The organism is Streptomyces sp. NPDC107559, from assembly GCF_055657365.1.
Genome location: NZ_JBVKBD010000002.1, coordinates 999490 through 1021386, shown reverse-complemented (window position 1 = coordinate 1021386; position 21897 = coordinate 999490). Strand labels below are relative to the sequence as shown.

Sequence of the window (21897 nt, the reverse complement as noted above, 5' to 3'; positions counted from 1 at the left end):
GACGCCCGGCGCGTCCGCTACCCCAGAACCCTCCGCAAGTAGTCGTTCTGGAACAGGCGTTCAGGGTCGAGCCGGGCCCGCAACGCGGTGAACTCGCCGAAGCGCGGGTAGACCCCGGCCAGGTACTCGGCGTCCCGGGTGTGCACCTTGCCCCAGTGCGGCCGGCCCTCGTGCGCGGTGAAGATGCGCTCGGCGGCGGTGAAGTACGCCTGATAGGGCGTACCCCGGAACATGTGCACGGCGACATAGGCGCTGTCCCGGCCCGAGGCGGTGGACAGGGCGATGTCGTCGGCCGGAGCGGTGCGCACCTCGACGGGGAAGCTCACCCGCAGCCCGGAGCGGTCGACCATCGTCCTCAGCTCCCGCAGCGTCTCGGCCAGGGCCTCGCGCGGGACGGCGTACTCCATCTCCACGAAGCGCACCCGGCGCGGGGAGGTGAAGACCTTGTAGGGGATGTCCGTGTAGGTGCGCGCGGACAGGGCCTTGCTGGAGATCCGGGCGATCGCGGGAATCGCCGCGGGCGCCGCCCGGCCGACCAACTGGGCCACCTGGAAGACGCCGTTGGAGAGGAACTCGTCCTCGATCCAGCCGGTCAGCTGCCCCACCGGCTGCTCCGGGCCCGCGCTGCGGTTGTTGCGCTTGGTGTTGGTGCTGCCGGTGTGCGGGAACCAGTAGAACTCGAAGTGCTCGTTCTCGGCCCACAGCTCGTCGAACTCGGCGATGACCCGGTCCAGGGGCATCGGCTCCTCGCGCGCCGTCAGCAGGAAGAGCGGCTCCACGGCGAAGGTGATCGCGGTGACGATGCCGAGCGCGCCCAGGCCGATCCGGGCGGCCGCGAAGACCTCCGGGTTCTCCTTCTCGGAGCAGACGAGCACCGATCCGTCGGCCGTGACCAGTTCCAGGCCCTTGATCTGGGCGGCGATCGAGCCCGACTCGCGGCCGGTGCCGTGCGTGCCGGTGCTGGTGGCCCCGGAGACGGTCTGCTCCATGATGTCGCCCATGTTGGTCAGCGACAGACCCTCGCGGGCCAGGGCCACATTGAGTCTCTTGAGCGGAGTGCCGGCCTCGACCGTGACGGTCCCGGCCTCCCGATCAATGTTGCGGATACCGGTCAACAGTTGAGGGCGGATCAATAGGCCGTCGGTGGCGGCGATCGCCGTGAACGAGTGCCCGGTGCCCACCGCCTTCACCTTCAGGCCGTCCTCGGCGGCCTTGCGCACGGCCGCGGCCAGCTCCTCGACGGAGGCGGGCATGACCTCCCGCGCGGGCCGGGCCGAGACGTTGCCGCCCCAGTTACGCCACGTGCCGTTCTTCCCGCTCGCTGTCGTGCTCAACGGTCCCTCCCCAACCCGGAGCCGGCCTGCTGAGCCGGCGGTACCCCAGGAAACCGACCGTGACCGCGACGGCCCCGGACACGGCCGGAACCCCGTACCCGGCGCGCGCGCCGACCGCGTCGACCACCCAGCCGGCCGCCGAGGAACCGAGCGCGACACCGATGGCGAGCCCGGTGCTCACCCAGGTCATGCCCTCGGTCAGTTGCGCACGTGGTACGTGCTCTTCGATGAGGGACATCGTCGTGATCATCGTCGGCGCGATGGACAGACCCGCAACGAACAGCGCCACGGCCAGAAACGGCAAGTTTCCGACCAGTAGGAGGGGGATCATACTCACGGCCATCATGAATATGCCCAGTACCCAGCGACGTTCCGGCGCTCCCCGGAAGCGCAACAACCCGAAGACGACGCCCGCCGTGCAGGACCCCGCCGCGTAGAGCGCGAGGACAAGGCTCGCGGCGGCCTTGTGGCCCTGTTCCTCGGCGAAGGCCACGGTGACCACGTCGACCGCCCCGAAGATCGCTCCGGTGGCCACGAAGGTGGCCACCAGGACCTGGAGTCCGGGCGAGCGCAGCGCCGAACCGCCGCCGTGCCGCTCGCGCGGGTGCGGCTCGGGCTCGGTGGCGCGCTGGGCGGTCAGCCAGAACACACCGACCGCCAGGAAACCGGCCGCGAGCAGCGGCCCGGCCTCCGGGAACCAGGCCGTGGACAGTCCGATGGAGATGATCGGCCCGAAGATGAAGCACATCTCGTCCACCACGGACTCGAAGGAGTACGCGGTGTGCAGCTGCGGGGTGCCCCGGTACAGAGCGGCCCAGCGCGCGCGGATCATCGCGCCGAGGCTGGGTACGGAGCCGATGCCGGCGGCGCACACGAACAGCACCCAGTCCGGCCACGCGAAGTGCGCGGCGAACAGCAGTCCCGCCGCGGCCGTGAGCGCGACCAGCGTGGCCGGCCGCAGCACCCGCCGCTGCCCGTGCTGGTCGACCAGCCGCGAGATCTGCGGGCCGATCGCCGCCGCGGCCAGCGCGATGGTGGCCGACAGCGCGCCCGCGAGCCCGTAGCGCCCGGTGAGCTGGGAGATCATCGTGACCACGCCGATGCCCATCATCGACAGTGGCATCCGGCCGAGGAATCCCGCGGCGGAGAAGCCCTTGGAACCTGGGGCGGCGAACAGGGCGCGATAGGGGCTGGGCACGGGTGTCTCCGGGGATCCGGTAAGGCGCGAAGAGGGCCGATACAGGTTACTGGTTAGGTAACCCTAATGCACCGGGTCCGCGGGCCCGGAGCCCGGCTGTCGGTGCCGGGTGGCAGGATTCGACTCATGCCAGAAGCGCTCGATCCCACCCCCTACGACGCCCTGCTCCTGCTCTCCTTCGGTGGCCCGGAAGGCCCGGACGACGTGGTCCCGTTCCTGGAGAACGTGACACGTGGGCGCGGCATCCCGAAGGAACGCCTCAAGGAGGTCGGGCAGCACTACTTCCTGTTCGGCGGGGTCAGCCCCATCAACGGTCAGAACCGCGCCCTGCTGGACGCCCTCCGCAAGGACTTCGCGGACCACGGCCTGGATCTGCCGGTCTACTGGGGCAACCGTAACTGGGCGCCCTACCTCACCGACACCCTGCGCGAGATGGCCGCCGACGGCCGCCGCCGCGTCCTCGTCCTGACGACCAGCGCCTACGCCTCGTACTCGGGCTGCCGCCAGTACCGCGAGAACCTCGCCGACGCGCTCGCCGCCCTGCGGGCCGAGGGCGTCGAGCCGCCGCGGATCGACAAACTGCGCCACTACTTCAACCACCCGGGCTTCCTGGAACCCATGATCGAAGGGGTGATCGCCTCCCTCGCCGACCTCCCCGAGGACGTCCGCGACGGCGCGCACCTCGCCTTCTCGACCCATTCCATCCCGGTCTCCGCCGCCGACACCTCCGGCCCGGCCGGGGCACACGGCGACGGCGGGGCCTACGTCGCACAGCACCTGGACGTGGCGCGGCTGATCGCCGACGCCGTCCGGGAGCGCACCGGCGTCGACCACCCCTGGCAGCTCGTCTACCAGTCCCGCTCCGGCGCACCGCACATCCCGTGGCTGGAGCCCGACATCTGCGACCACCTCCAGGAGCGGCACGCGGCCGGCGTCCCGGCGGTCGTCATGGCCCCCATCGGCTTCGTCTCCGACCACATGGAGGTCCTGTACGACCTCGACACGGAGGCCACCGCCAAGGCCGCGGAACTGGGGCTGCCGGTACGCCGGTCGGCCACCGTCGGCGACGACCCGCGCTTCGCCGCCGCGGTCCGGGAACTGATCCTGGAGCGCGCCGGGACGGAGCGCGGCCAGGCGGTCACGCCGTGCGCCCTGGGCGCGCTCGGCGCGAGCCACGACCTGTGCCCGGTCGGCTGCTGCCCGGCCCGCGCCCCCCGCCCCGCCGCCGCCGGCGCCGACAGCCCCTACGCGTGAGGAACGCCGTGACCGACCCCCTGCACACCGAACTGCTCGGCATCGCCCAGGAGGCGGCCCGCCGCGCGGGTGAACTGCTGCGCGACGGCCGCCCCGCCGACCTCGCGGTCGCCGCCACCAAGTCGAGCCCGATCGACGTCGTCACCGAGATGGACATCGCGGCGGAGAAGCTGATCACCGGCCTCGTCGCCGACCGCCGTCCCGCCGACGGCATCCTCGGCGAGGAGGGGGCCGCCAGCGAGGGCACGAGCGGGGTCCGCTGGGTGATCGATCCCCTCGACGGCACGGTGAACTACCTCTACGGGCTGCCGACCTGGGCCGTGTCCGTGGCGGCCGAGCAGGACGGCGAGACGGTCGTCGGCGTGGTGGCGGTCCCGATGCGCGGGGAGACCTTCCACGCGGTCCGTGGCGGCGGAGCCTGGGCCACCGGCGCCTGGGACGGTGCGCGCAGGCTCGCCTGCCGTCCCGCGCCGCCCCTGGACCAGGCCCTGGTCGCGACCGGCTTCAACTACGTCACCGAGGTCCGCACCCACCAGGCCGAGGTCGCCCGCAAGCTCGTTCCGCTGCTGCGCGACATCCGGCGCAGCGGCTCGGCCGCCGTCGACCTGTGCGACGTCGCCGCGGGCCGTCTGGACGGCTACTACGAACGCGGACTGCACGCCTGGGACTACGCGGCGGGCGACCTGATCGCCCGCGAGGCGGGCGCCCTGACCGGCGGGCGCCCCTCCCAGGGCCTCTCGGGCGACCTCACGGTGGCGGCGAGCCCCGGCGTCTTCGAGCCCCTCCAGCGGCTCCTGGAGGACTTCGGCGCCTGGCACGACTGAGCGGCCCCGGACATCTCGGAAGCCCTGGGGGAGCACACCTGTGCGCCCGGGAGTCCGTGCGACCTACGACAGCGGTCTACGACAGCGGGGCCCCGGCACTGGATCGCCCGGGGCCCCGCTGTCGTACGTACGAACCGATCAGACGGCGGACATGCCGACTTCCACGCCGTGCTCGGCGGCGAGGCGGTGCAGGTCGTCGAGCTCGCCCTGCTCCACCTCGACGAGGAACTCGTCGCCCTCGTCACGAGCCCGAGTCAGGTCGGACTCGGTCGCCTTTATGCGCTGCAGAAGTCCTGCGGTGAAAGCGTCCATGCTGCGCCCCCTCGTCCAGGGTCGTGGGTCGATGGCACGGGGGTGTGCCGTTGGGAAGGGGCGATCACGTCTCCTGTGGATGTCCGGCGCAGCCCTGTGCCGGGCGGCCACGGTGCCGGACACCCACGACCACTCTGTGGATAAGCGGACAGCGACGTACCGCATGGTGTTGCGGCACAAGCAGAGTGTGATCGCGGGGTGTAAACCGTCCTCCCCGCGCTCCCTTCCGTGGAAACCTCAACCGCACGAGAAAATCCTCCATTCCAGGGCCGATCGCCCGCACATCCGTGCCCGCTCTCCCGCCTTACCGCCGACTTACAGCCGAAAAGGGCAGGATGGACGCCACATCCACGAAGAATCCTGCCCGTGTGCGCCCGAGGGGCTATGCGGGTGGACACAGGAAGGACTAGCGACGTGCGCGTACTCGTCGTCGAGGACGAGCAGCTGCTCGCCGATGCGGTGGCCACCGGACTGCGCCGGGAGGCCATGGCCGTCGACGTCGTGTACGACGGTGCGGCCGCCCTGGAGCGCATCGGCGTCAACGACTACGACGTGGTCGTCCTCGACCGCGACCTCCCGCTCGTGCACGGCGACGACGTCTGCCGCAAGCTCGTCGAGCTCGGCCTGCCCACGCGCGTGCTCATGCTCACCGCGTCCGGCGACGTGAGCGACCGGGTCGAGGGGCTGGAGATCGGCGCCGACGACTACCTGCCCAAGCCCTTCGCGTTCAGCGAGCTCATCGCGCGGGTGCGGGCCCTGGGCCGGCGCACCAGCGTGCCGCTGCCGCCCGTCCTGGAGCGTGCGGGCATCAAGCTCGACCCCAACCGCCGCGAGGTCTTCCGCGACGGCAAGGAGGTCCAGCTCGCGCCCAAGGAGTTCGCCGTCCTGGAGGTGCTGATGCGCTCCGAGGGCGCGGTGGTCTCCGCCGAGCAGCTGCTGGAGAAGGCCTGGGACGAGAACACCGACCCGTTCACCAACGTGGTGCGCGTGACGGTCATGACCCTGCGCCGCAAACTGGGCGAGCCGCCCGTCATCGTCACCGTCCCCGGCTCCGGCTACCGGATCTGATCCGCGGTGGCCACGACACCCGCGCCCGCCCAGACGCCGCCGAAACCCACCTGGGACCCCAGGAAACCGCAGCCTCCCTTCCCGTGGCTGCGTCCGACCATCCGGATACGCCTGACGCTCCTGTACGGCGGCATGTTCCTGATCGCCGGCATCATGCTGCTGTCGATCATCTACCTGCTCGCGGCACAGGCGCTGAGCGTCGGCAGCGAACTCCCCTTCACGGTCATCTACGGGAAGGTCGGCAGCAACACCTGCGCTCTTCCGCTGAACCCCACACCGGACGAGCTCAACCACGCGATGTCCGCATGCCTGAACCTGCAGCGCCAGCACGCCCTCGACGACCTGCTCAGCCGCTCCCTGCTGGCCCTGCTCGGCCTCGCGGTGATCGCCTTCGCCTTCGGCTACGCCATGGCCGGCCGGGTGCTGTCCCCGCTCGGCCGGATCACCCGCACGGCGCGCGCGGTGGCGGGCTCGGACCTGTCCCGCCGGATCGAGCTGGACGGCCCGGACGACGAGCTGAAGGAACTGGCCGACACCTTCGACGACATGCTGGAGCGCCTCCAGCGGGCCTTCACGGCCCAGCAGCGCTTCGTCGGCAACGCCTCGCACGAGCTGCGCACCCCGCTCGCGATCAACCGCACCCTTCTGGAGGTGCACCTGTCCGACCCGGGCGCGCCGATGGAGCTCCAGCAGCTCGGCAAGACGCTGCTGGCCACCAACGAGCGCAGCGAGCAGCTCGTGGAGGGCCTGCTGCTGCTCGCCCGCAGCGACAACCAGATCGTCGAGCGCAAGCCGGTGGACCTCGCGGAGGTCGCCGAGCAGGCGGTCGACCAGGTGCACGCCGAGGCGGAGGCCAAGGGCGTGGAGATCCGCGGTGAGCGCAGGCCCGCCGTGGTCCAGGGCAACGGTGTGCTGCTGGAGCGGATCGCCCTGAACCTGGTGCAGAACGCCGTGCGCTACAACGTGCCCTCGGGCGGCTGGGTCGAGGTCACCACGGAGGTCGGGCACGGCCAGGCGGTCCTGGTCGTGTCGAACACGGGACCGGTCGTACCGGCGTACGAGATCGACAACCTGTTCGAGCCGTTCAGACGGCTGCGCACGGAGCGCACCGGCAGCGACAAGGGGGTCGGCCTGGGTCTGTCCATCGTCCGGTCCGTCGCGCGGGCGCACGGCGGGCATATCTCCGCCCAACCGCGAGAGGGGGGCGGTCTCGTGATGCGCGTCACACTGCCCATCTGAGACCATGACGCCGACACGCACGGGACTGTTCGCTTTTAGCGGAATTTTCGGGACACCCGACGGACGGTTCCTTGTGTGATCGATCACAAGGGCGATATTCAGACTATCCACGCTCCGTGATCACAGCTGGTGCCACAAAGCCCGTAAAATCCGGGTTTTCCGGTGCCGTGCTCACGGGAAGTACACGGTGAGGCGCCTTTGGAGAGCGGCGCCATGACCGTGTACGGTCCCGATCGCCATCCAAGCCGATCACTCTCGGGGGATCCGGTTGGGTGTCGATTGAGTAACAGACCTTGATGTGAGGCAAAATCTCCGCCTCGGGTCGGGCACAAGTCCGGCCTCTCACGCGTTACGTGCGCTGGAGACACCGCAAACACCCAGAGGGGGAGAGCGACCATGGCAACCGATTACGACACCCCACGCAAGACCGACGACGACGTTGACTCGGACAGCCTCGAGGAACTGAAGGCCCGTCGGAACGACAAGTCGGCTTCGGCCGTCGACGTCGACGAGTTCGAGGCCGCCGAGGGCCTCGAGCTGCCGGGGGCCGACCTCTCGAACGAGGAGTTGGCCGTCCGCGTGCTGCCCAAGCAGCAGGACGAGTTCACCTGCATGAGCTGCTTCCTGGTGCACCACCGCAGCCAGCTGGCCCGCGAGAAGAACGGCCAGCCGATCTGCCGCGACTGCGACTGAGGACGGGTCGGCCGTGACTGGCTCGACCCCACCTCGGAAGCGCCGCTTCCCCCTGCGGGGAGCGGGGCGTGGGCCGTCCGACGGCCCTCACGGCGTGCGTGACGACGAGCGGGGCTCATCCGGTACGACACAGGAGTCGTCCGGCTCGGCCTCGCTCGAACCGGCAGGCGACCGGGGTGACCTCCCGGCGCCGGTGGAGAGTCCCGCGCCCGTCGCCAGGCGGCGGGCCGCGGCGATCCGCGACAAGGCCGTGGGCCTCGCCGCGGACGGCGCCCGCAAGACCGGCAGCGGCGCCAAGGCGGGCCTGGCGTACCTCGTCGACCGGATCATCGAGATCGCCCCGCGGGTTCCCGTGCGCGACCTCGCGACGCTCCGCCGGCAGTTCCCGGGCCTCGGCCCCGAGCAGCTCGCGGACAAGCTCGTCGCGGGCGCCGCGAACGCCACCTCGACCGTCGGCGCGGGCATCGGGGCGGCCGCGATGCTGCCCGTACCGCCCGCGATGCCCACCGAGCTGGCCGCGGAGATCACCGGGGTCGCCGCGATCGAGCTGAAGCTGATCGCCGAACTGCACGAGGTGTACGGCCTGCGGCCGCCGGGACAGCTCAGGGACCGCAGTACCGCGTATCTGCGCTCGTGGTCGGGCGAGCGCGGGGTCGACGTGCGGAAGCCGTCGACGGTCGACGCGGCGCTGGGCGGCCGCATGAAGCGCGAACTGCGTCAGCAGATCACCAAGCGGCTGGTCCGCAACCTGCCGAACCTGATGCCGTTCATGGTCGGAGCCGCGGTCGGCGCGGTCATGAACCGCCGCGACACGAAGAAACTCGCCGCGCGGATCCGGGCGGACCTGCGGAAGTCGCAGGTGTCCTGGGACGCGCTGTCCGAGCTGCCGCCGCTGGAGCCTCCGGCGGATCCGGTGGGACTGGGCGACATCTCGAAGGAGCTGGGTCGGTGAGACGTGCCGGCGCCCGCGGGTGACGCCGCCTCCCACAGCCACGATCCACGCAGGCGCCTTCCGCGGCCCACCCCCCGGCAACCGCCGCTTCAGCGCAGGGCCCTCCGGGCCCACCGCCGCCAGGCCGCTTTCAGGGCCCTTCGGTCCGGCTCCCGTAAGCCGCCCAGGGCCCTTCCGGCCCGCCTTCCCAGCCCTTTCAGGACCCTTCCGGTCCAGCTCCCGTGAGCCGCTTTCGGGGTGCTCCCGGGCCGCTTCTCCCGGGTCGCTCGGGGGTGTCAGGCCCGTATCCCGTGCGCAGAGCCGCGGAAGGCCCGGTCGGAGCCCGTCTTCGCGAACCCCTTCCGGGCCTTCCAGTGCGTCTTCCGGCCGCCGGGACCCCCGCGGGGCCGGCCAGTGCCAGCGTGTTACGCCGAGGCCGTCCGGGCGGCCTTCAGGGCCTCCGCCAGGCGTTCCGGCTCCCGGGTCGACAGGTACAGGTACGGCGTCGGGTCCTCCGGGTCCGTGACCTCCACGCGCAGCGCCGTGGGGATGTAGGAGCGCAGCAGGAGGAAGGCGCGTACGTCGGCCTTGTAGGTGCGCCAGGCGCGGGCCTCCTCGGCGTCCAGGACCTCTGCCTCGCCGAGCGCCGCCACGGGGATCTTCGCCTCGCCCGCGATCAGGGAGTCCCCGACCACACGGATGCGCGGCGAGCCGTAGGAACTGGCCGTGACGGCCGCGGCCGCGGTGCCGCCGACCAGGCCGCCGAGCATCGGCAGGGTGCCGAACGGGAGCAGGACCAGGGCGCAGGCGACGCCCACGAGAAACGAGATCAGCCACCACGAGCGGGGGGCGGTCAGGCGTTCTTCGTACGGGGTGGCGGAGTGCTGCATGGAGCCAAGCTTGGCACGGTGTCCGGAGACGGCCGACGCGCGGGTAAGGTCTGCGCCTGTGAGTGGTACTTCCCCAGCTCTTCAGCCTCCCGACGACGCCGTGAAACCGGTGCGGCACCCCGACGCTCCCGCACCCGGCGAGCTTCTCGGTGCCCACTACGAACAGTGTTTCGGATGTGGCGGAGAGCAGCAGCACGGGCTGCACCTCCAGGCGCGGGCCGGTACGGGCGTCACGATCACCGCCGAGTTCACCGTCCAGCCCGCCCACCAGGGCGCTCCCGGGCTCGCGCACGGCGGCGTGCTCGCGACCGCGCTCGACGAGACCCTCGGCTCGCTGAACTGGCTGCTGCGGACCATCGCGGTGACCGGACGGCTGGAGACCGACTTCGTGCGGCCCGTACCGGTGGGGACGACGCTGCACCTGGAGGCCGAGGTGACCGCGGTGGCCGGCCGGAAGATCTACTCGACGGCCACCGGACGCATCGGCGGCCCGGAGGGCCCCGTCGCCGTCCGCGCCGACGCCCTGTTCGTCGAGGTCGCGGTCGAGCACTTCGTCCGCAACGGCCGCGAGGAGGAGATCCAGGCCGCCATGAGCGACCCGGACCAGATCCGCCGCGCCCGCGCCTTCGAGGTGAACCCGTGAGCCCCGCCGGACGTGAACCGCTGGACGTGCTGATCCGGCGCGTCGACCCCGAGGTGCCGCTTCCCGCGTACGCACAGCCCGGTGACGCCGGAGCCGACCTGCGTACCACCGAGGCCTGCGAGCTGGCGCCGGGGGAGCGGGCGGTGCTGCCCACCGGGGTGTCGATCGCCCTCCCGGAGGGGTACGCGGCCTTCGTGCACCCCCGGTCCGGACTCGCCGCCCGTTGCGGCGTCGCCCTGGTGAATGCCCCGGGGACGGTTGATGCCGGGTACCGTGGGGAGATCAAGGTGATCGTGGTGAATCTCGACCCGCGCGAGTCGGTGCGGTTCGAGCGCTTCGACCGGATTGCCCAACTGGTAGTCCAGCAGGTCGAGAGGGTTCGCTTCCAGGAGGTCGCGGAGCTTCCCGACTCGGTACGGGCCGAGGGGGGCTTCGGGTCCACCGGCGGCCATGCCGCGGTGGGCGGCGCGAGCGGCACAAGCGGTCAGGCCGCCGACGGCGGCGCAACGGGTGGGTATAGATACGCTTCGGTCGTATCCGACCGGGAAGGACAGTGACGTGTTCGGACGTCGCAAGAAGAGGGATGCCGCCGACGGCGCGGCCGGCGAGGCCGAGCAGGTCGTCGACAGCGTCGACACCGAGGCGGACGTAGAGGGCGCACGCGAGCGCGTGCGGCTCGAGCCCGAGCCGCGGCCCGACGGGCCCTGGGACGACACCGAGGTGCGCGAGCCGGGCGAGGGCCGGGTGGACCTCGGCGGCCTGTTCGTGCCCGGCGTCGACGGCATGGAGCTGCGGGTCGAGGTGGCCGGTGACGCGATCGTCGCCGCCACCGTCGTGCTGCACGACAGCGCCATCCAGCTCCAGGCCTTCGCCGCTCCCAAGCGCGAGGGCATCTGGGGCGAGGTGCGCGAGGAGATCGGCTCGGGCATCACCCAGCAGGGCGGCATCGTCGACGAGGTCGAGGGTCCGCTGGGCTGGGAGCTGCGGGCCCAGGTGCCGGTGCAGCTGCCCGACGGCACGGGCGGCTTCCAGGTCGTGCGGTTCGTCGGCGTGGACGGCCCCCGCTGGTTCCTGCGCGGGGTCATCTCGGGCCAGGGCGCGGTGCAGCCGCAGGCGGCCGGTCTGCTGGAGCAGATCTTCCGGGACACCGTCGTGGTGCGGGGCGAGGGCCCGATGGCCCCCCGTGACCCGATCGTCCTGAAGCTGCCGAACGACGCCCAGATGGTGCCCGAGGGCGTCCAGCAGGAGGAGGCCGGTTCGCGCTTCTCCGGTGGCATGGGCCAGCTCCAGCGCGGACCGGAGATCACCGAGGTTCGCTGAGCACAGGCGTCCACGAAGTCGTACGCGGAGTCGTACACGAAGTCGTACACGAAGGGCCGTACCCCGGCGGGGTACGGCCCTTCGTCATGTGCGCGCCACCTTGACGGGCGGTTGGTCTGTACCTATGGTCTCGGCGCAGCGCCTGCGTTCATGCAGGCGCTCATCGTTCACATACAAGAACGGATGGCTCCCCACCATGCGCCGTACCGCACTCCTCGCCACCGTCACCGTCCTGGTCGCCGGCGCCTTAGTCTGGCCCGCCGCCCGCCAGGCCCAGGCCGCCCCCGCCGCCTTCGTCCACCCCGGCGTCACCGTCTCCAAGGGGCAGCTGGACCTGGCCCGGGCCCAGGTCCAGGCCGGTGCCCAGCCCTGGAAGGGCGCCTTCGACCAGATGCTGGCGAGCAAGTACGCCGACCTGAACCGCACCCCGGCGCCGCGCGCGACCGTCGAGTGCGGTTCGTACTCCAACCCCAACTACGGCTGCACCGACGAGCGCGAGGACGCGATCGCCGCGTACACCGACGCCCTCGCCTGGTACATCACCCGGGACAGCCGGTACGCACAGAAGTCCATCGCGCTGATGGACGCGTGGTCCGCGGTGATCAAGGACCACACCAACAGCAACGCGCCCCTCCAGACCGGCTGGGCCGGCTCCTCCTGGGCCAAGGCCGCGGAGATCGTCAAGTACACGTACACCGGGAGCTGGCCCAACTCCGGGCGCTTCGCGACCATGCTGCGCGACGTCTACCTCCCCGAGGTCATCAACGGTTCCAACTCCAACGGCAACTGGGAACTGACCATGATGGAGGCGGCCGTCGGCATCTCCGTCTTCCTGGAGGACCGCACGTCGTACGACAAGGCCATGGCGAAGTTCCGGACCCGTACCGCCGCGTACGTCTACCTGGCCTCCGACGGCGCGCTCCCGAAGACCGTGCCGAGCCAGAACCTCGACACCACGGCGAAGATCGTCGGCTACTGGCAGGGCCAGTCGACCTTCGTCACCGGTCTCACCCAGGAGACCTGCCGCGACTTCACCCACACCGGGTACGGCATCTCGTCCATCTCGCACGTCGCCGAGACCAGCCGTATCCAGGGCCAGGACCTGTACGGGACCGACGTCGGCGAGCGGCTGCGGCAGGCGCTCGGCTTCCAGTCCAAGTACCAGCTCGGCACCGCCGTCCCGAGCTGGCTGTGCGGCGGCACGCTGAACCTCGGCCTCGGTCCGGTCACCGAGGTCGGCTACAACGCCCTGCACAACCGGCTGGGCATCGCGATGACCAACACCCAGGCACTCACCCTCCAGAACCGTCCGGCCGGCAGCAACAACCTGTTCGTCGCCTGGGAGACCCTCACCCACGGGGACAACGCCGGCTGAGCCGCGCAGCCCGGGGGCCGGCCGGACCACGGCCGCGCCGGCCCCGCGCCGGAGGCGTCAGGGTTGTGTCAATGACGACCTCCATCCCCCCTTCTCGACCGTTTTGTCGATCCGGCCCACCGTAAGGTCGACGCTGCGTACGCAGGCGGCACGGGAAGACAATGGGGCCATGGCACGCGGCAAGCTTCGGATCTATCTCGGTGCGGCACCGGGCGTGGGCAAGACGTACGCCATGCTGTCCGAGGCACATCGGCGGGTGGAACGCGGCACCGACTGCGTGGTGGGCTTCGTGGAGCACCACGGCAGGCCGCGCACCGAGGTGATGCTGCACGGTCTGGAGCTCGTCCCGCGCAAGGAGCTCGACCACCGGGACGCGATCTTCACCGAGATGGACGTGGACGCGGTGCTCCGGCGTGCGCCCGCCGTCGCCCTGGTGGACGAACTGGCCCACACGAACATCCCGGGCTCGCGCAACGCCAAGCGCTGGCAGGACGTGGAGGAACTGCTCGCTGCGGGCATCGACGTGGTCTCGACGGTGAACATCCAGCACCTGGAGTCGCTGGGCGACGTGGTGGAGTCCATCACAGGGGTGCGCCAGCGCGAGACCGTGCCGGACGAGGTGGTGCGCCGGGCCGACCAGATCGAGCTGGTCGACATGTCGCCGCAGGCGCTGCGCCGCCGGATGGCGCACGGCAACATCTACCAGCCGGACAAGGTCGACGCGGCCCTGTCGAACTACTTCCGCCCCGGGAACCTGACCGCGCTGCGGGAGCTGGCGCTGCTGTGGGTGGCGGACCGGGTCGACGAGTACCTCCAGCAGTACCGCAGCGAGCACCGGGTGTCGGCGATCTGGGGTTCGCGGGAGCGGATCGTGGTCGGTCTGACCGGCGGCCCGGAGGGCCGGACGCTGATCCGGCGGGCCGCCCGGCTGGCCGAGAAGGGCGCGGGCGGCGAGGTGCTGGCCGTCTACATATCCCGCGGCGACGGGCTGACCTCGGCCTCGCCCAAGGAACTGGCCGTCCAGCGGACCCTGGTCGAGGATCTGGGCGGCACCTTCCACCACGTGGTCGGCGACGACATACCGGCGGCCCTGCTGGCCTTCGCCCGCGGAGTCAACGCCACCCAGATCCTGCTCGGCGTCTCGCGGCGCAACAGCTGGCAGTACGTCTTCGGGCCGGGCGTGGGGGCCACCGTGGCCCGGGAGTCGGGGCCCGACCTCGACGTCCACCTGATCACCCACGGCGAGGCGGGCAAGGGGCGCGGACTGCCGGCCGCCCGGGGCGCACGGCTGGGGCGGGCCCGGATCATCTGGGGCTGGCTCGTCGGCGTGGTCGGCCCGGTGCTCCTGGCGCTGGTGCTGAACACGGTCGACCTGGGCCTGGCCAACGACATGCTGCTGTTCCTGGCGCTGACGGTGGCGGCGGCCCTGCTCGGCGGGCTGCTCCCGGCGCTCGGCTCGGCCGCTGTCGGATCGTTCCTGCTGAACTACTACTACACGCCCCCGCTGCACCGGCTGACGATCGCCGACCCGAAGAACATCGTCGCCATCGTGATCTTCGTGGGGGTGGCGGTGTCGGTGGCCTCGGTCGTGGACCTCGCCGCCCGGCGCACCCACCAGGCGGCCCGGCTGCGGGTGGAGTCGGAGATCCTCTCCTTCCTCGCGGGCGACGTGCTGCGCGGCGAGACCAGCCTGGAGGCGCTGCTGGAGCGGGTGCGCGAGACCTTCGGCATGGAGTCGGCGGCACTGCTGGAGCGCGAGAGCGACGTCGCGCCCTGGACCGTCGCGGGAAGCGTGGGGCTCGGGCGGCCGCTGGAGCGGCCCGAGGACGCCGACGTGGACATGCCGGTCGGGGACCATATGGCGCTGGCGCTCACCGGGCGGGTACTGCCCGCCGAGGACCGCCGTGTCCTGGCCGCGTTCGCGGCCCAGTCCGCCGTCGTCCTGGACCGGCGGCGGCTGCAGGAGGAGGCCGACCGGGCCCGCACGCTGGCCGAGGGCAACCGCATCCGCACCGCGCTGCTCGCCGCCGTCAGCCACGACCTGCGCACCCCGCTCGCCGGGATCAAGGCGTCGGTGTCGTCCCTGCGCTCGGAGGACGTCGAGTGGTCCGAGGAGGACCGGGCCGAGCTGCTGGAGGGCATCGAGGAGGGCGCCGACCGCCTGGACCACCTGGTCGGCAATCTCCTCGACATGTCCCGCCTGCAGACCGGCACGGTCGCCACGATCATCCGCGAGACGGACATCGACGAGGTCGTGCCGATGGCGCTCGGCGGCGTTCCCGAGGACAGCGTCGAGCTGGACGTCCCCGAGACCCTGCCCATGGTCGCGGTCGACGCCGGGCTGCTGGAGCGCGTGGTGGCCAACCTGGTCGAGAACGCGGTCAAGTACAGCCCGCGCGGCAAGCGCGTCCTGGTCGCCGCCAGCGCCATCGCGGACCGGGTCGAGGTGCGGGTGGTGGACCGCGGGCCGGGCGTCCCGGACGAGGCCAAGGAACGCATCTTCGAGCCCTTCCAGCGCTACGGCGACGCCCCGCGCGGCGCCGGCGTCGGCCTCGGTCTCGCGGTCGCGCGCGGCTTCGCCGAGGCGATGGGCGGCACGCTCACCGCCGAGGACACCCCCGGCGGCGGCCTCACCATGGTCCTCACCCTGTGCGCGGCCGGAGCGGCCCCCGAACCCGTCCAGCCGGCCCGGCCCGTCCGGTCCGCCGAACCCGCGAGGCCCGAAGAACCCGCGCGACCGGCAGCTTCCGCGTCGCCGGACGAACCCGCGCGACCGGCGGCTTCCGCGTCGCCGGAGGAACCCGCGCGACCGGGAGAGCCCGTGCAATCCGAAGAGCCCGTGCAACCACCACGGCCCGTACAACCGCAAAGGCAGGTCAGATGACCAGGGTGCTCGTGATAGACGACGAGCCGCAGATCGTCCGCGCCCTCGTGATCAACCTCAGGGCCCGCAAGTACGAGGTCGACGCGGCCTACGACGGCGCCACCGCGCTCCAGCTCGCCGCCGCCCGTCACCCGGACGTGGTCGTCCTCGACCTCGGCCTGCCGGACATGGACGGCGTCGAGGTGATCAAGGGGCTGCGCGGCTGGACCAGGGTGCCGATCCTGGTGCTGTCCGCCCGCCACTCCTCCGACGAGAAGGTCGAGGCGCTCGACGCGGGCGCCGACGACTACGTCACCAAGCCGTTCGGCATGGACGAACTGCTGGCCCGGCTTCGGGCCGCCGTCCGCCGGGCCGAACCCGTCGGGGCCGGCGAGGACGACGCGCTGGTGGAGACCGAGGGCTTCACCGTCGACCTGGTCGCCAAGAAGGTCAACCGGGACGGCAGGGACGTACGCCTGACGCCCACGGAGTGGCATCTGCTGGAGGTGCTGGTGCGCAACACCGGCCGGCTGGTCAGCCAGAAGCAGCTCCTCCAGGAGGTGTGGGGTCCCTCCTACGGGACCGAGACGAACTACCTCCGGGTGTACATGGCCCAGCTGCGCCGGAAACTGGAGACGGACCCCTCGCACCCGCGGCACTTCATCACGGAGGCGGGGATGGGGTACCGGTTCGAGAAGTGAGCCGGAGCACGGGGCCGGTTCGGGTGCCGTCACCGCGGGTACGTCCTTGGCAGGGCACCCCGGTACGCTTCAGATATGAGTGCTGTTCCTCGTTCCGAGAAACCGGTGGGCCGGTTCCGGCGCATGCTCGACCGGCTCTCCTCGTCCCAGGAGGACCTGGAGTCCGAGGAGCTGCGGGAGGACGCCGAAACCGCCGGCTGCATCCGCATCGGCGACTGCCAGGACCGGCAGATAGTGACGGTTACTGGTACCTTGCGCACGGTCACCCTGCGGCCGCGAGCCGGAGTCCCGGCCCTGGAAGCCGAGTTGTTCGACGGCTCCGCGGCGCTGGACGTGGTGTGGCTCGGCAGGCGTTCCATCGTGGGGATCGAACCCGGGCGCAGGCTGATCGCGTCGGGCCGGATCTCGATGAGCCGGGGCCGGCGAGTGCTCTTCAACCCCAAGTACGAACTGAGACCCCTCGGACGGGAGTAGCCGGTGACGTCGCTCGACAAGCCGACCCAGGACACTCAGCAGGACGACGCCCGGGCGGTGACGGAAGCCGCGCTCTTCGAGGCGTTCGGCGGGGTGCGGGGCATGGTCGAGACGGTGCTGCCCGGCCTGCTCTTCGTCACCATCTTCACGATCAACAAGGACCTGCACTGGTCGGCCATCGCCGCGCTGGCCGTGTCGCTGGTCCTGGTCGTGGTCCGGCTGGTCATGAAGGACACCGTCAAGCACGCCTTCAGCGGTGTCTTCGGCGTCGCCTTCGGTGTCGTGTTCGCGATGATGACGGGCAACGCCAAGGACTTCTACCTCCCCGGCATGCTCTACACGCTCGGCCTGGCCGTGGCGTACATCGTCACCACGCTGTGCGGTGTCCCGCTGATCGGTCTGATCCTCGGCCCGGTCTTCAAGGAGAACCTCTCCTGGCGGACCCGCAACCCCGGCCGCAAGAAGGCGTACGCCAAGGCCAGCTGGGCCTGGGGCCTGATCCTGCTCGCCAAGTGCGCGGTCCTCTTCCCGCTGTACTGGTGGGCGAACACCGCCCAGCTCGGCTGGGTGCTGGTCGCCCTGAAGATCCCGCCCTTCCTGCTGGCCGTCTGGCTCACCTGGGTCTTCCTGGCGAAGGCGCCGGCGCCGATCGACGTCTTCGCCGAGATGGAGGCGGAGGAGAAGGCCGAGGAGGAGCGCAAGGCCGCGCTCGCCGAGGAGGCCGCGGAACGCGGAGAGGCCACGGGCGGACGCCACCGCCGCTAGGCAGACGCAGACACGAGTACGACGATGGGGGCGCCCGGAGATCTCCGGGCGCCCCCATCGTCGTAGACCAGAGGCGTCAGTGGCGCTAGCTCGACGTGCTGCTGTCGCGGCGCACCGACAGCAGGTCCTCCAGCTGCTCCTCGCGGGCCTGCGCGGCCACGAACAGCAGTTCGTCACCTGCCTCCAGGGAGTCCTCCTGGGTCGGGGTGAGGACGCGGTTCCCGCGGATGATGGTGACCAGCGAGGTGTCCTCCGGCCACTCCACATCGCCGACCTGGGTGCCGGCCAGGGCCGACTCCTCCGGCAGGGTCAGCTCGACGAGGTTGGCGTCGCCGTGGCTGAAGCGCAGCAGCCGGACCAGGTCGCCGACGCTCACCGCCTCCTCGACCAGGGCCGACATCAGGCGCGGGGTGGAGACGGCCACGTCAACGCCCCACGACTCGTTGAAGAGCCATTCGTTCTTCGGGTTGTTGACGCGGGCGACCACCCGCGGAACGCCGTACTCCGTCTTCGCCAGCAGAGAGACGACCAGGTTGACCTTGTCGTCACCCGTCGCGGCGATCACGACGTTGCAGCGCTGGAGCGCCGCCTCGTCCAGCGACGTGATCTCGCAGGCGTCGGCGAGCAGCCACTCCGCCTGCGGGACCCGCTCGACCGAGATGGCGGTCGGCGCCTTGTCCACGAGGAGGACCTCGTGGCCGTTCTCCAGCAGCTCGCCCGCGATCGAACGGCCGACCGCACCGGCACCGGCAATGGCGACCCTCATCGGTGACCGCCCTCCTTCGGGCCCTCGGCGAACGCCGCCTCGACCTTCTCGACGTCGTCGGTGCGCATCATCACGTGCACCAGGTCGCCCTCCTGGAGCACGGTCAGCGAGGTCGGCACGATCGCCTCGCCCAGGCGCGTCAGGAACGCCACCCGTACGCCCGTCTCCTCCTGGAGCTCGCTGATCCGGTGACCGACCCAGGAGCTGGCGGTGTGCACCTCGGCGAGCTGCACACCGCCGGTGGGGTCGCGCCACAGCGGCTCCGCACCGGACGGCAGCAGCCGGCGCAGCATCTGGTCGGCCGTCCAGCGGACGGTGGCCACCGTGGGAATGCCCAGACGCTGGTAGACCTCGGCGCGCCGGGGGTCGTAGATGCGGGCCGCGACGTTCTCGATGCCGAACATCTCGCGGGCCACGCGGGCCGCGATGATGTTCGAGTTGTCGCCGCTGGACACCGCGGCGAATGCGCCGGCCTCCTCGATGCCGGCCTCACGCAGGGTGTCCTGGTCGAAGCCGACGCCGGTGACCCGACGGCCGCCGAAAGAGGAGCCCAGTCGTCGGAAGGCGGTGGGGTCCTGGTCGATCACGGCGACCGTATGCCCCTGTTGCTCCAGGGTCTGCGCGAGAGCGGAACCCACTCTGCCGCAGCCCATGATGACGATGTGCACGACGTCCTTCCGAGGTCAAGGGTTGTTGACTATGGCTTGAACAGGGTCTCAGACCGCCGCCCAAGCTACACACGCGCGGTGCGCGTGGGGCACCCCTGTGCAGTCACTCCGCGGTCCTACCCGCGGTGCGGTCCACGCAGTCATCGCGTTGCGGGCAGCGCGCCGCCGTGCGGGAGCGGCGGCCGGCGGCACTCAGCGGCGCGTGATGCTGCGCACGCTGCACAGGGTCAGGAATCCGAGGCCGACAAGGCTCACGGCGGCGCCGATCAGCTCTGCGGTCGTGGACATGGAACCTCCGGGGGCGGCGACGGCAGGGGTCCAGACATCTAGGCACGAGGGCCGCACCACCTGCGGAATCAGCAGCCCGTCGGGTCCCCGAGTTCACCCGTGAGGCATATCCGGGGTGCCAGGTGGGCGAGTCTGTGTTCGAAGGCCTACGATGCTCTGTTGTGTCCAAACTGACCGACGTGCCCAAACGGATCCTGATCGGGCGCGCACTGCGCAGTGATCGGCTCGGGGAAACCCTGCTGCCGAAGCGCATTGCTCTCCCCGTCTTCGCCTCCGACCCGCTGTCCTCCGTCGCGTACGCGCCCGGAGAGGTACTGCTGGTCCTGTCCATCGCGGGCGTGTCGGCGTACCACTTCAGCCCCTGGATCGCCGTCGCGGTCGTCGTGCTGATGTTCACCGTGGTCGCCTCGTACCGTCAGAACGTCCACGCCTATCCCAGCGGCGGCGGCGACTACGAGGTGGCGACCACCAACCTCGGCCCCCGGGCCGGGCTCACCGTCGCCAGCGCGCTGCTCGTCGACTACGTCCTCACCGTCGCGGTGTCCATCGCCTCCGGCATCGAGAACCTCGGCTCCGCCGTCCCCTTCGTCGTCGAGCACAAGGTGTTCTGCGCGGTCGCCGTGATCGTGCTGCTGACGCTGATGAACCTGCGCGGCGTGAAGGAGTCGGGCACGCTCTTCGCGATCCCGACGTACGTGTTCGTCGCCGGTGTCTTCATCATGATCGCCTGGGGCGCCTTCCGCGGCCTGGTCCTCGGCGACACCATGAGCGCGCCGACCGCCGACTACCACATCAAGGCCGAGCACCAGGGCCTCGCGGGCTTCGCCCTCGTCTTCCTGCTGCTGCGTGCCTTCTCCTCCGGCTGTGCCGCCCTCACCGGCGTCGAGGCGATCTCCAACGGTGTCCCGGCGTTCCGCAAGCCCAAGTCGAAGAACGCGGCGACCACGCTGGCCATGATGGGTCTGCTCGCCGTCACCATGTTCTGCGGCATCATCGCGCTGGCCACGGCGACCAACGTCCGGATGGCCGAGAACCCCGCCACCGACCTGATCCACAACGGCATCCCGGTCGGTTCCGGCTACGTACAGAACCCGGTGATCTCGCAGGTCGCCGAGGCCGTGTTCGGCAAGGGCAGCTTCCTGTTCATCGTGCTGGCCGCCGCGACCGCCCTGGTGCTGTTCCTGGCCGCGAACACCGCCTACAACGGCTTCCCGCTGCTCGGCTCGATCCTCGCCCAGGACCGCTACCTCCCGCGCCAGCTGCACACCCGCGGCGACCGCCTGGCCTTCTCCAACGGCATCGTGCTGCTGGCCGGCGCGGCGAGCCTCCTGGTCGTCATCTACGGCGCCGACTCCACCCGGCTGATCCAGCTGTACATCGTCGGCGTGTTCGTGTCCTTCACGCTGAGCCAGATCGGCATGGTCCGGCACTGGAACCGCCACCTGGCCACCGAGCGGAACCCCGACCAGCGCCGTCACATGCTCCGCTCGCGCGCCATCAACACCTTCGGCGCGTTCTTCACCGGCCTGGTCCTGGTCGTCGTCCTCGTCACCAAGTTCACGCACGGCGCCTGGGTCGCCCTGCTCGGCATGTTCATCTTCTTCGTGACGATGACGTCCATCCGCCGCCACTACGACCGGGTGGCCGAGGAGATCGCGGCCCCGGAGGGCCCGAGCGACGACAGCCTGCGGCCGTCCCGGGTGCACTCGGTCGTGCTGATCTCCAAGATCCACCGCCCCACCCTGCGTGCCCTGGCCTACGCCAAGCTGATGCGCTCCAACACCCTGGAGGCGCTCACCGTCAACGTCGACCCGGCGGAGACCAAGGCGCTGCGCGAGGAGTGGGAGCGGCGCGGCATCGACGTACCGCTGAAGGTGCTCGACTCGCCGTACCGCGAGATCACGCGGCCGGTCATCGAGTACGTCAAGGGCCTGCGCAAGGAGTCCCCGCGCGACGTGGTCTCCGTGATCATCCCCGAGTACGTGGTCGGCCACTGGTACGAGCACCTGCTGCACAACCAGAGCGCGCTGCGGCTCAAGGGCCGACTGCTGTTCACGCCGGGCATCATGGTGACCTCGGTGCCGTACCAGCTGGAGTCCTCCGAGGCGGCCCGCAACCGGGCCCGCAAGCGGCAGGAGTGGAACGCTCCGGGTGCCGTCCGGCGCGGTCCGGCGGAGGAGCGCCAGAAGGAGTCCACGACGGTCGAGAGCTGACCGGGAGACCGGGCGGCCGGGCGACCGGCGTGCGCCTCGTGGTGAGCGGCCGGACGACACCCACGTAGACTGGTGGGC

General features: G+C 71.0%; 21 protein-coding genes. 15 read left to right on the top strand and 6 right to left on the bottom strand.

Annotation, left to right across the window (positions count from 1 at the left end; translation table 11 throughout):
• Positions 1 to 17: 17 nt before the first annotated feature.
• Entirely contained in the window at positions 18 to 1334 is a 1317-nt protein-coding gene (locus ACZ7OY_RS10920) for a D-arabinono-1,4-lactone oxidase (RefSeq protein ID WP_471911090.1), read from the bottom strand.
• Positions 1294 to 2532 (bottom strand): MFS transporter, encoded by a 1239-nt coding sequence (locus ACZ7OY_RS10915; RefSeq protein ID WP_471911089.1) that lies wholly within the window; start codon positions 2530 to 2532, stop codon positions 1294 to 1296. Before ACZ7OY_RS10915 ends, ACZ7OY_RS10920 begins: the two co-directional genes overlap by 41 nt.
• A gap of 126 nt (positions 2533 to 2658) precedes the next feature.
• On the opposite strand from ACZ7OY_RS10915, the gene ACZ7OY_RS10910 reads away from it, so the two are divergent.
• Both ACZ7OY_RS10910 and ACZ7OY_RS10905 read left to right on the top strand, forming a co-directional pair.
• Positions 2659 to 3786, top strand: coding sequence for a ferrochelatase (locus ACZ7OY_RS10910; protein ID WP_471911088.1), 1128 nt, complete (start codon positions 2659 to 2661; stop codon positions 3784 to 3786).
• A gap of 8 nt (positions 3787 to 3794) precedes the next feature.
• The gene (locus tag ACZ7OY_RS10905) at positions 3795 to 4610 is read left to right on the top strand and encodes an inositol monophosphatase family protein (protein WP_471911087.1); all 816 of its coding nucleotides are present in this window, start codon (positions 3795 to 3797) and stop codon (positions 4608 to 4610) included.
• A gap of 138 nt (positions 4611 to 4748) precedes the next feature.
• On the opposite strand, the gene ACZ7OY_RS10900 is transcribed toward ACZ7OY_RS10905, so the two are convergent.
• A complete protein-coding gene (locus ACZ7OY_RS10900; protein WP_202919649.1) occupies positions 4749 to 4922 on the bottom strand; it encodes a hypothetical protein in 174 nt (57 codons plus the stop codon).
• Positions 4923 to 5336: 414 nt separating this feature from the next.
• Here ACZ7OY_RS10900 and ACZ7OY_RS10895 point away from each other — a divergent pair, with 414 nt between their 5' ends.
• The 4 genes from ACZ7OY_RS10895 to ACZ7OY_RS10880 all read left to right on the top strand — a co-directional run bounded on the left by ACZ7OY_RS10895 (position 5337) and on the right by ACZ7OY_RS10880 (position 8874).
• A complete protein-coding gene (locus ACZ7OY_RS10895; RefSeq protein ID WP_009340866.1) occupies positions 5337 to 5990 on the top strand; it encodes a response regulator transcription factor in 654 nt (217 codons plus the stop codon).
• Positions 5991 to 5996: 6 nt separating this feature from the next.
• Positions 5997 to 7229, top strand: coding sequence for a sensor histidine kinase (locus tag ACZ7OY_RS10890; RefSeq protein WP_471911086.1), 1233 nt, complete (start codon positions 5997 to 5999; stop codon positions 7227 to 7229).
• 396 nt (positions 7230 to 7625) lie between these two features.
• Positions 7626 to 7922, top strand: coding sequence for a DUF4193 domain-containing protein (locus ACZ7OY_RS10885; protein WP_003993510.1), 297 nt, complete (start codon positions 7626 to 7628; stop codon positions 7920 to 7922).
• Between the two features lie 13 nt (positions 7923 to 7935).
• Positions 7936 to 8874, top strand: coding sequence for a hypothetical protein (locus ACZ7OY_RS10880; RefSeq protein ID WP_471911085.1), 939 nt, complete (start codon positions 7936 to 7938; stop codon positions 8872 to 8874).
• Positions 8875 to 9278: 404 nt separating this feature from the next.
• Here ACZ7OY_RS10880 and ACZ7OY_RS10875 read toward each other — a convergent pair whose 3' ends face one another.
• Positions 9279 to 9743, bottom strand: a complete 465-nt coding sequence (locus ACZ7OY_RS10875) for a DUF3093 domain-containing protein (protein WP_351617019.1) — start codon at positions 9741 to 9743, stop codon at positions 9279 to 9281.
• Between the two features lie 58 nt (positions 9744 to 9801).
• On the opposite strand from ACZ7OY_RS10875, the gene ACZ7OY_RS10870 reads away from it, so the two are divergent.
• The 8 genes from ACZ7OY_RS10870 (at position 9802) to ACZ7OY_RS10835 (ending at position 17884) form a co-directional block, all read left to right on the top strand.
• The gene (locus ACZ7OY_RS10870; protein WP_385530435.1) at positions 9802 to 10386 is read left to right on the top strand and encodes a PaaI family thioesterase; all 585 of its coding nucleotides are present in this window, start codon (positions 9802 to 9804) and stop codon (positions 10384 to 10386) included.
• Positions 10383 to 10943 (top strand): dUTP diphosphatase, encoded by a 561-nt coding sequence (gene dut, locus ACZ7OY_RS10865; RefSeq protein WP_471911084.1) that lies wholly within the window; start codon positions 10383 to 10385, stop codon positions 10941 to 10943. The genes ACZ7OY_RS10870 and dut overlap by 4 nt, the downstream gene beginning before the upstream one ends.
• A 1-nt stretch (position 10944) precedes the next feature.
• Complete coding sequence (locus ACZ7OY_RS10860) at positions 10945 to 11706, top strand: DUF3710 domain-containing protein (protein ID WP_351617013.1); 762 nt, start codon at positions 10945 to 10947, stop codon at positions 11704 to 11706.
• 196 nt (positions 11707 to 11902) lie between these two features.
• Positions 11903 to 13081, top strand: coding sequence for an alginate lyase family protein (locus tag ACZ7OY_RS10855; RefSeq protein WP_471911083.1), 1179 nt, complete (start codon positions 11903 to 11905; stop codon positions 13079 to 13081).
• 169 nt (positions 13082 to 13250) lie between these two features.
• Positions 13251 to 15965, top strand: a complete 2715-nt coding sequence (locus ACZ7OY_RS10850; protein ID WP_471911082.1) for a sensor histidine kinase — start codon at positions 13251 to 13253, stop codon at positions 15963 to 15965.
• Complete coding sequence (locus tag ACZ7OY_RS10845) at positions 15962 to 16645, top strand: response regulator (RefSeq protein WP_471911081.1); 684 nt, start codon at positions 15962 to 15964, stop codon at positions 16643 to 16645. Before ACZ7OY_RS10850 ends, ACZ7OY_RS10845 begins: the two co-directional genes overlap by 4 nt.
• Positions 16646 to 16720: 75 nt before the next feature.
• On the top strand, positions 16721 to 17119 hold the full coding sequence (locus ACZ7OY_RS10840) for an OB-fold nucleic acid binding domain-containing protein (RefSeq protein ID WP_351617002.1): 399 nt from the start codon (positions 16721 to 16723) through the stop codon (positions 17117 to 17119).
• A gap of 3 nt (positions 17120 to 17122) precedes the next feature.
• Positions 17123 to 17884: a DUF3159 domain-containing protein gene (locus ACZ7OY_RS10835; protein WP_471911080.1), complete on the top strand. Its 762-nt coding sequence runs from the start codon at positions 17123 to 17125 to the stop codon at positions 17882 to 17884.
• An 85-nt stretch (positions 17885 to 17969) separates the two neighbouring features.
• Here ACZ7OY_RS10835 and ACZ7OY_RS10830 read toward each other — a convergent pair whose 3' ends face one another.
• Together ACZ7OY_RS10830 and ACZ7OY_RS10825 are read right to left on the bottom strand one after the other, a co-directional pair.
• Positions 17970 to 18650, bottom strand: a complete 681-nt coding sequence (locus tag ACZ7OY_RS10830) for a potassium channel family protein (protein ID WP_471911079.1) — start codon at positions 18648 to 18650, stop codon at positions 17970 to 17972.
• Positions 18647 to 19318, bottom strand: coding sequence for a potassium channel family protein (locus ACZ7OY_RS10825; protein ID WP_471911078.1), 672 nt, complete (start codon positions 19316 to 19318; stop codon positions 18647 to 18649). Before ACZ7OY_RS10825 ends, ACZ7OY_RS10830 begins: the two co-directional genes overlap by 4 nt.
• A 449-nt stretch (positions 19319 to 19767) precedes the next feature.
• Here ACZ7OY_RS10825 and ACZ7OY_RS10820 point away from each other — a divergent pair, with 449 nt between their 5' ends.
• A complete protein-coding gene (locus ACZ7OY_RS10820) occupies positions 19768 to 21819 on the top strand; it encodes an APC family permease (RefSeq protein ID WP_471911077.1) in 2052 nt (683 codons plus the stop codon).
• Positions 21820 to 21897: the final 78 nt, after the last annotated feature.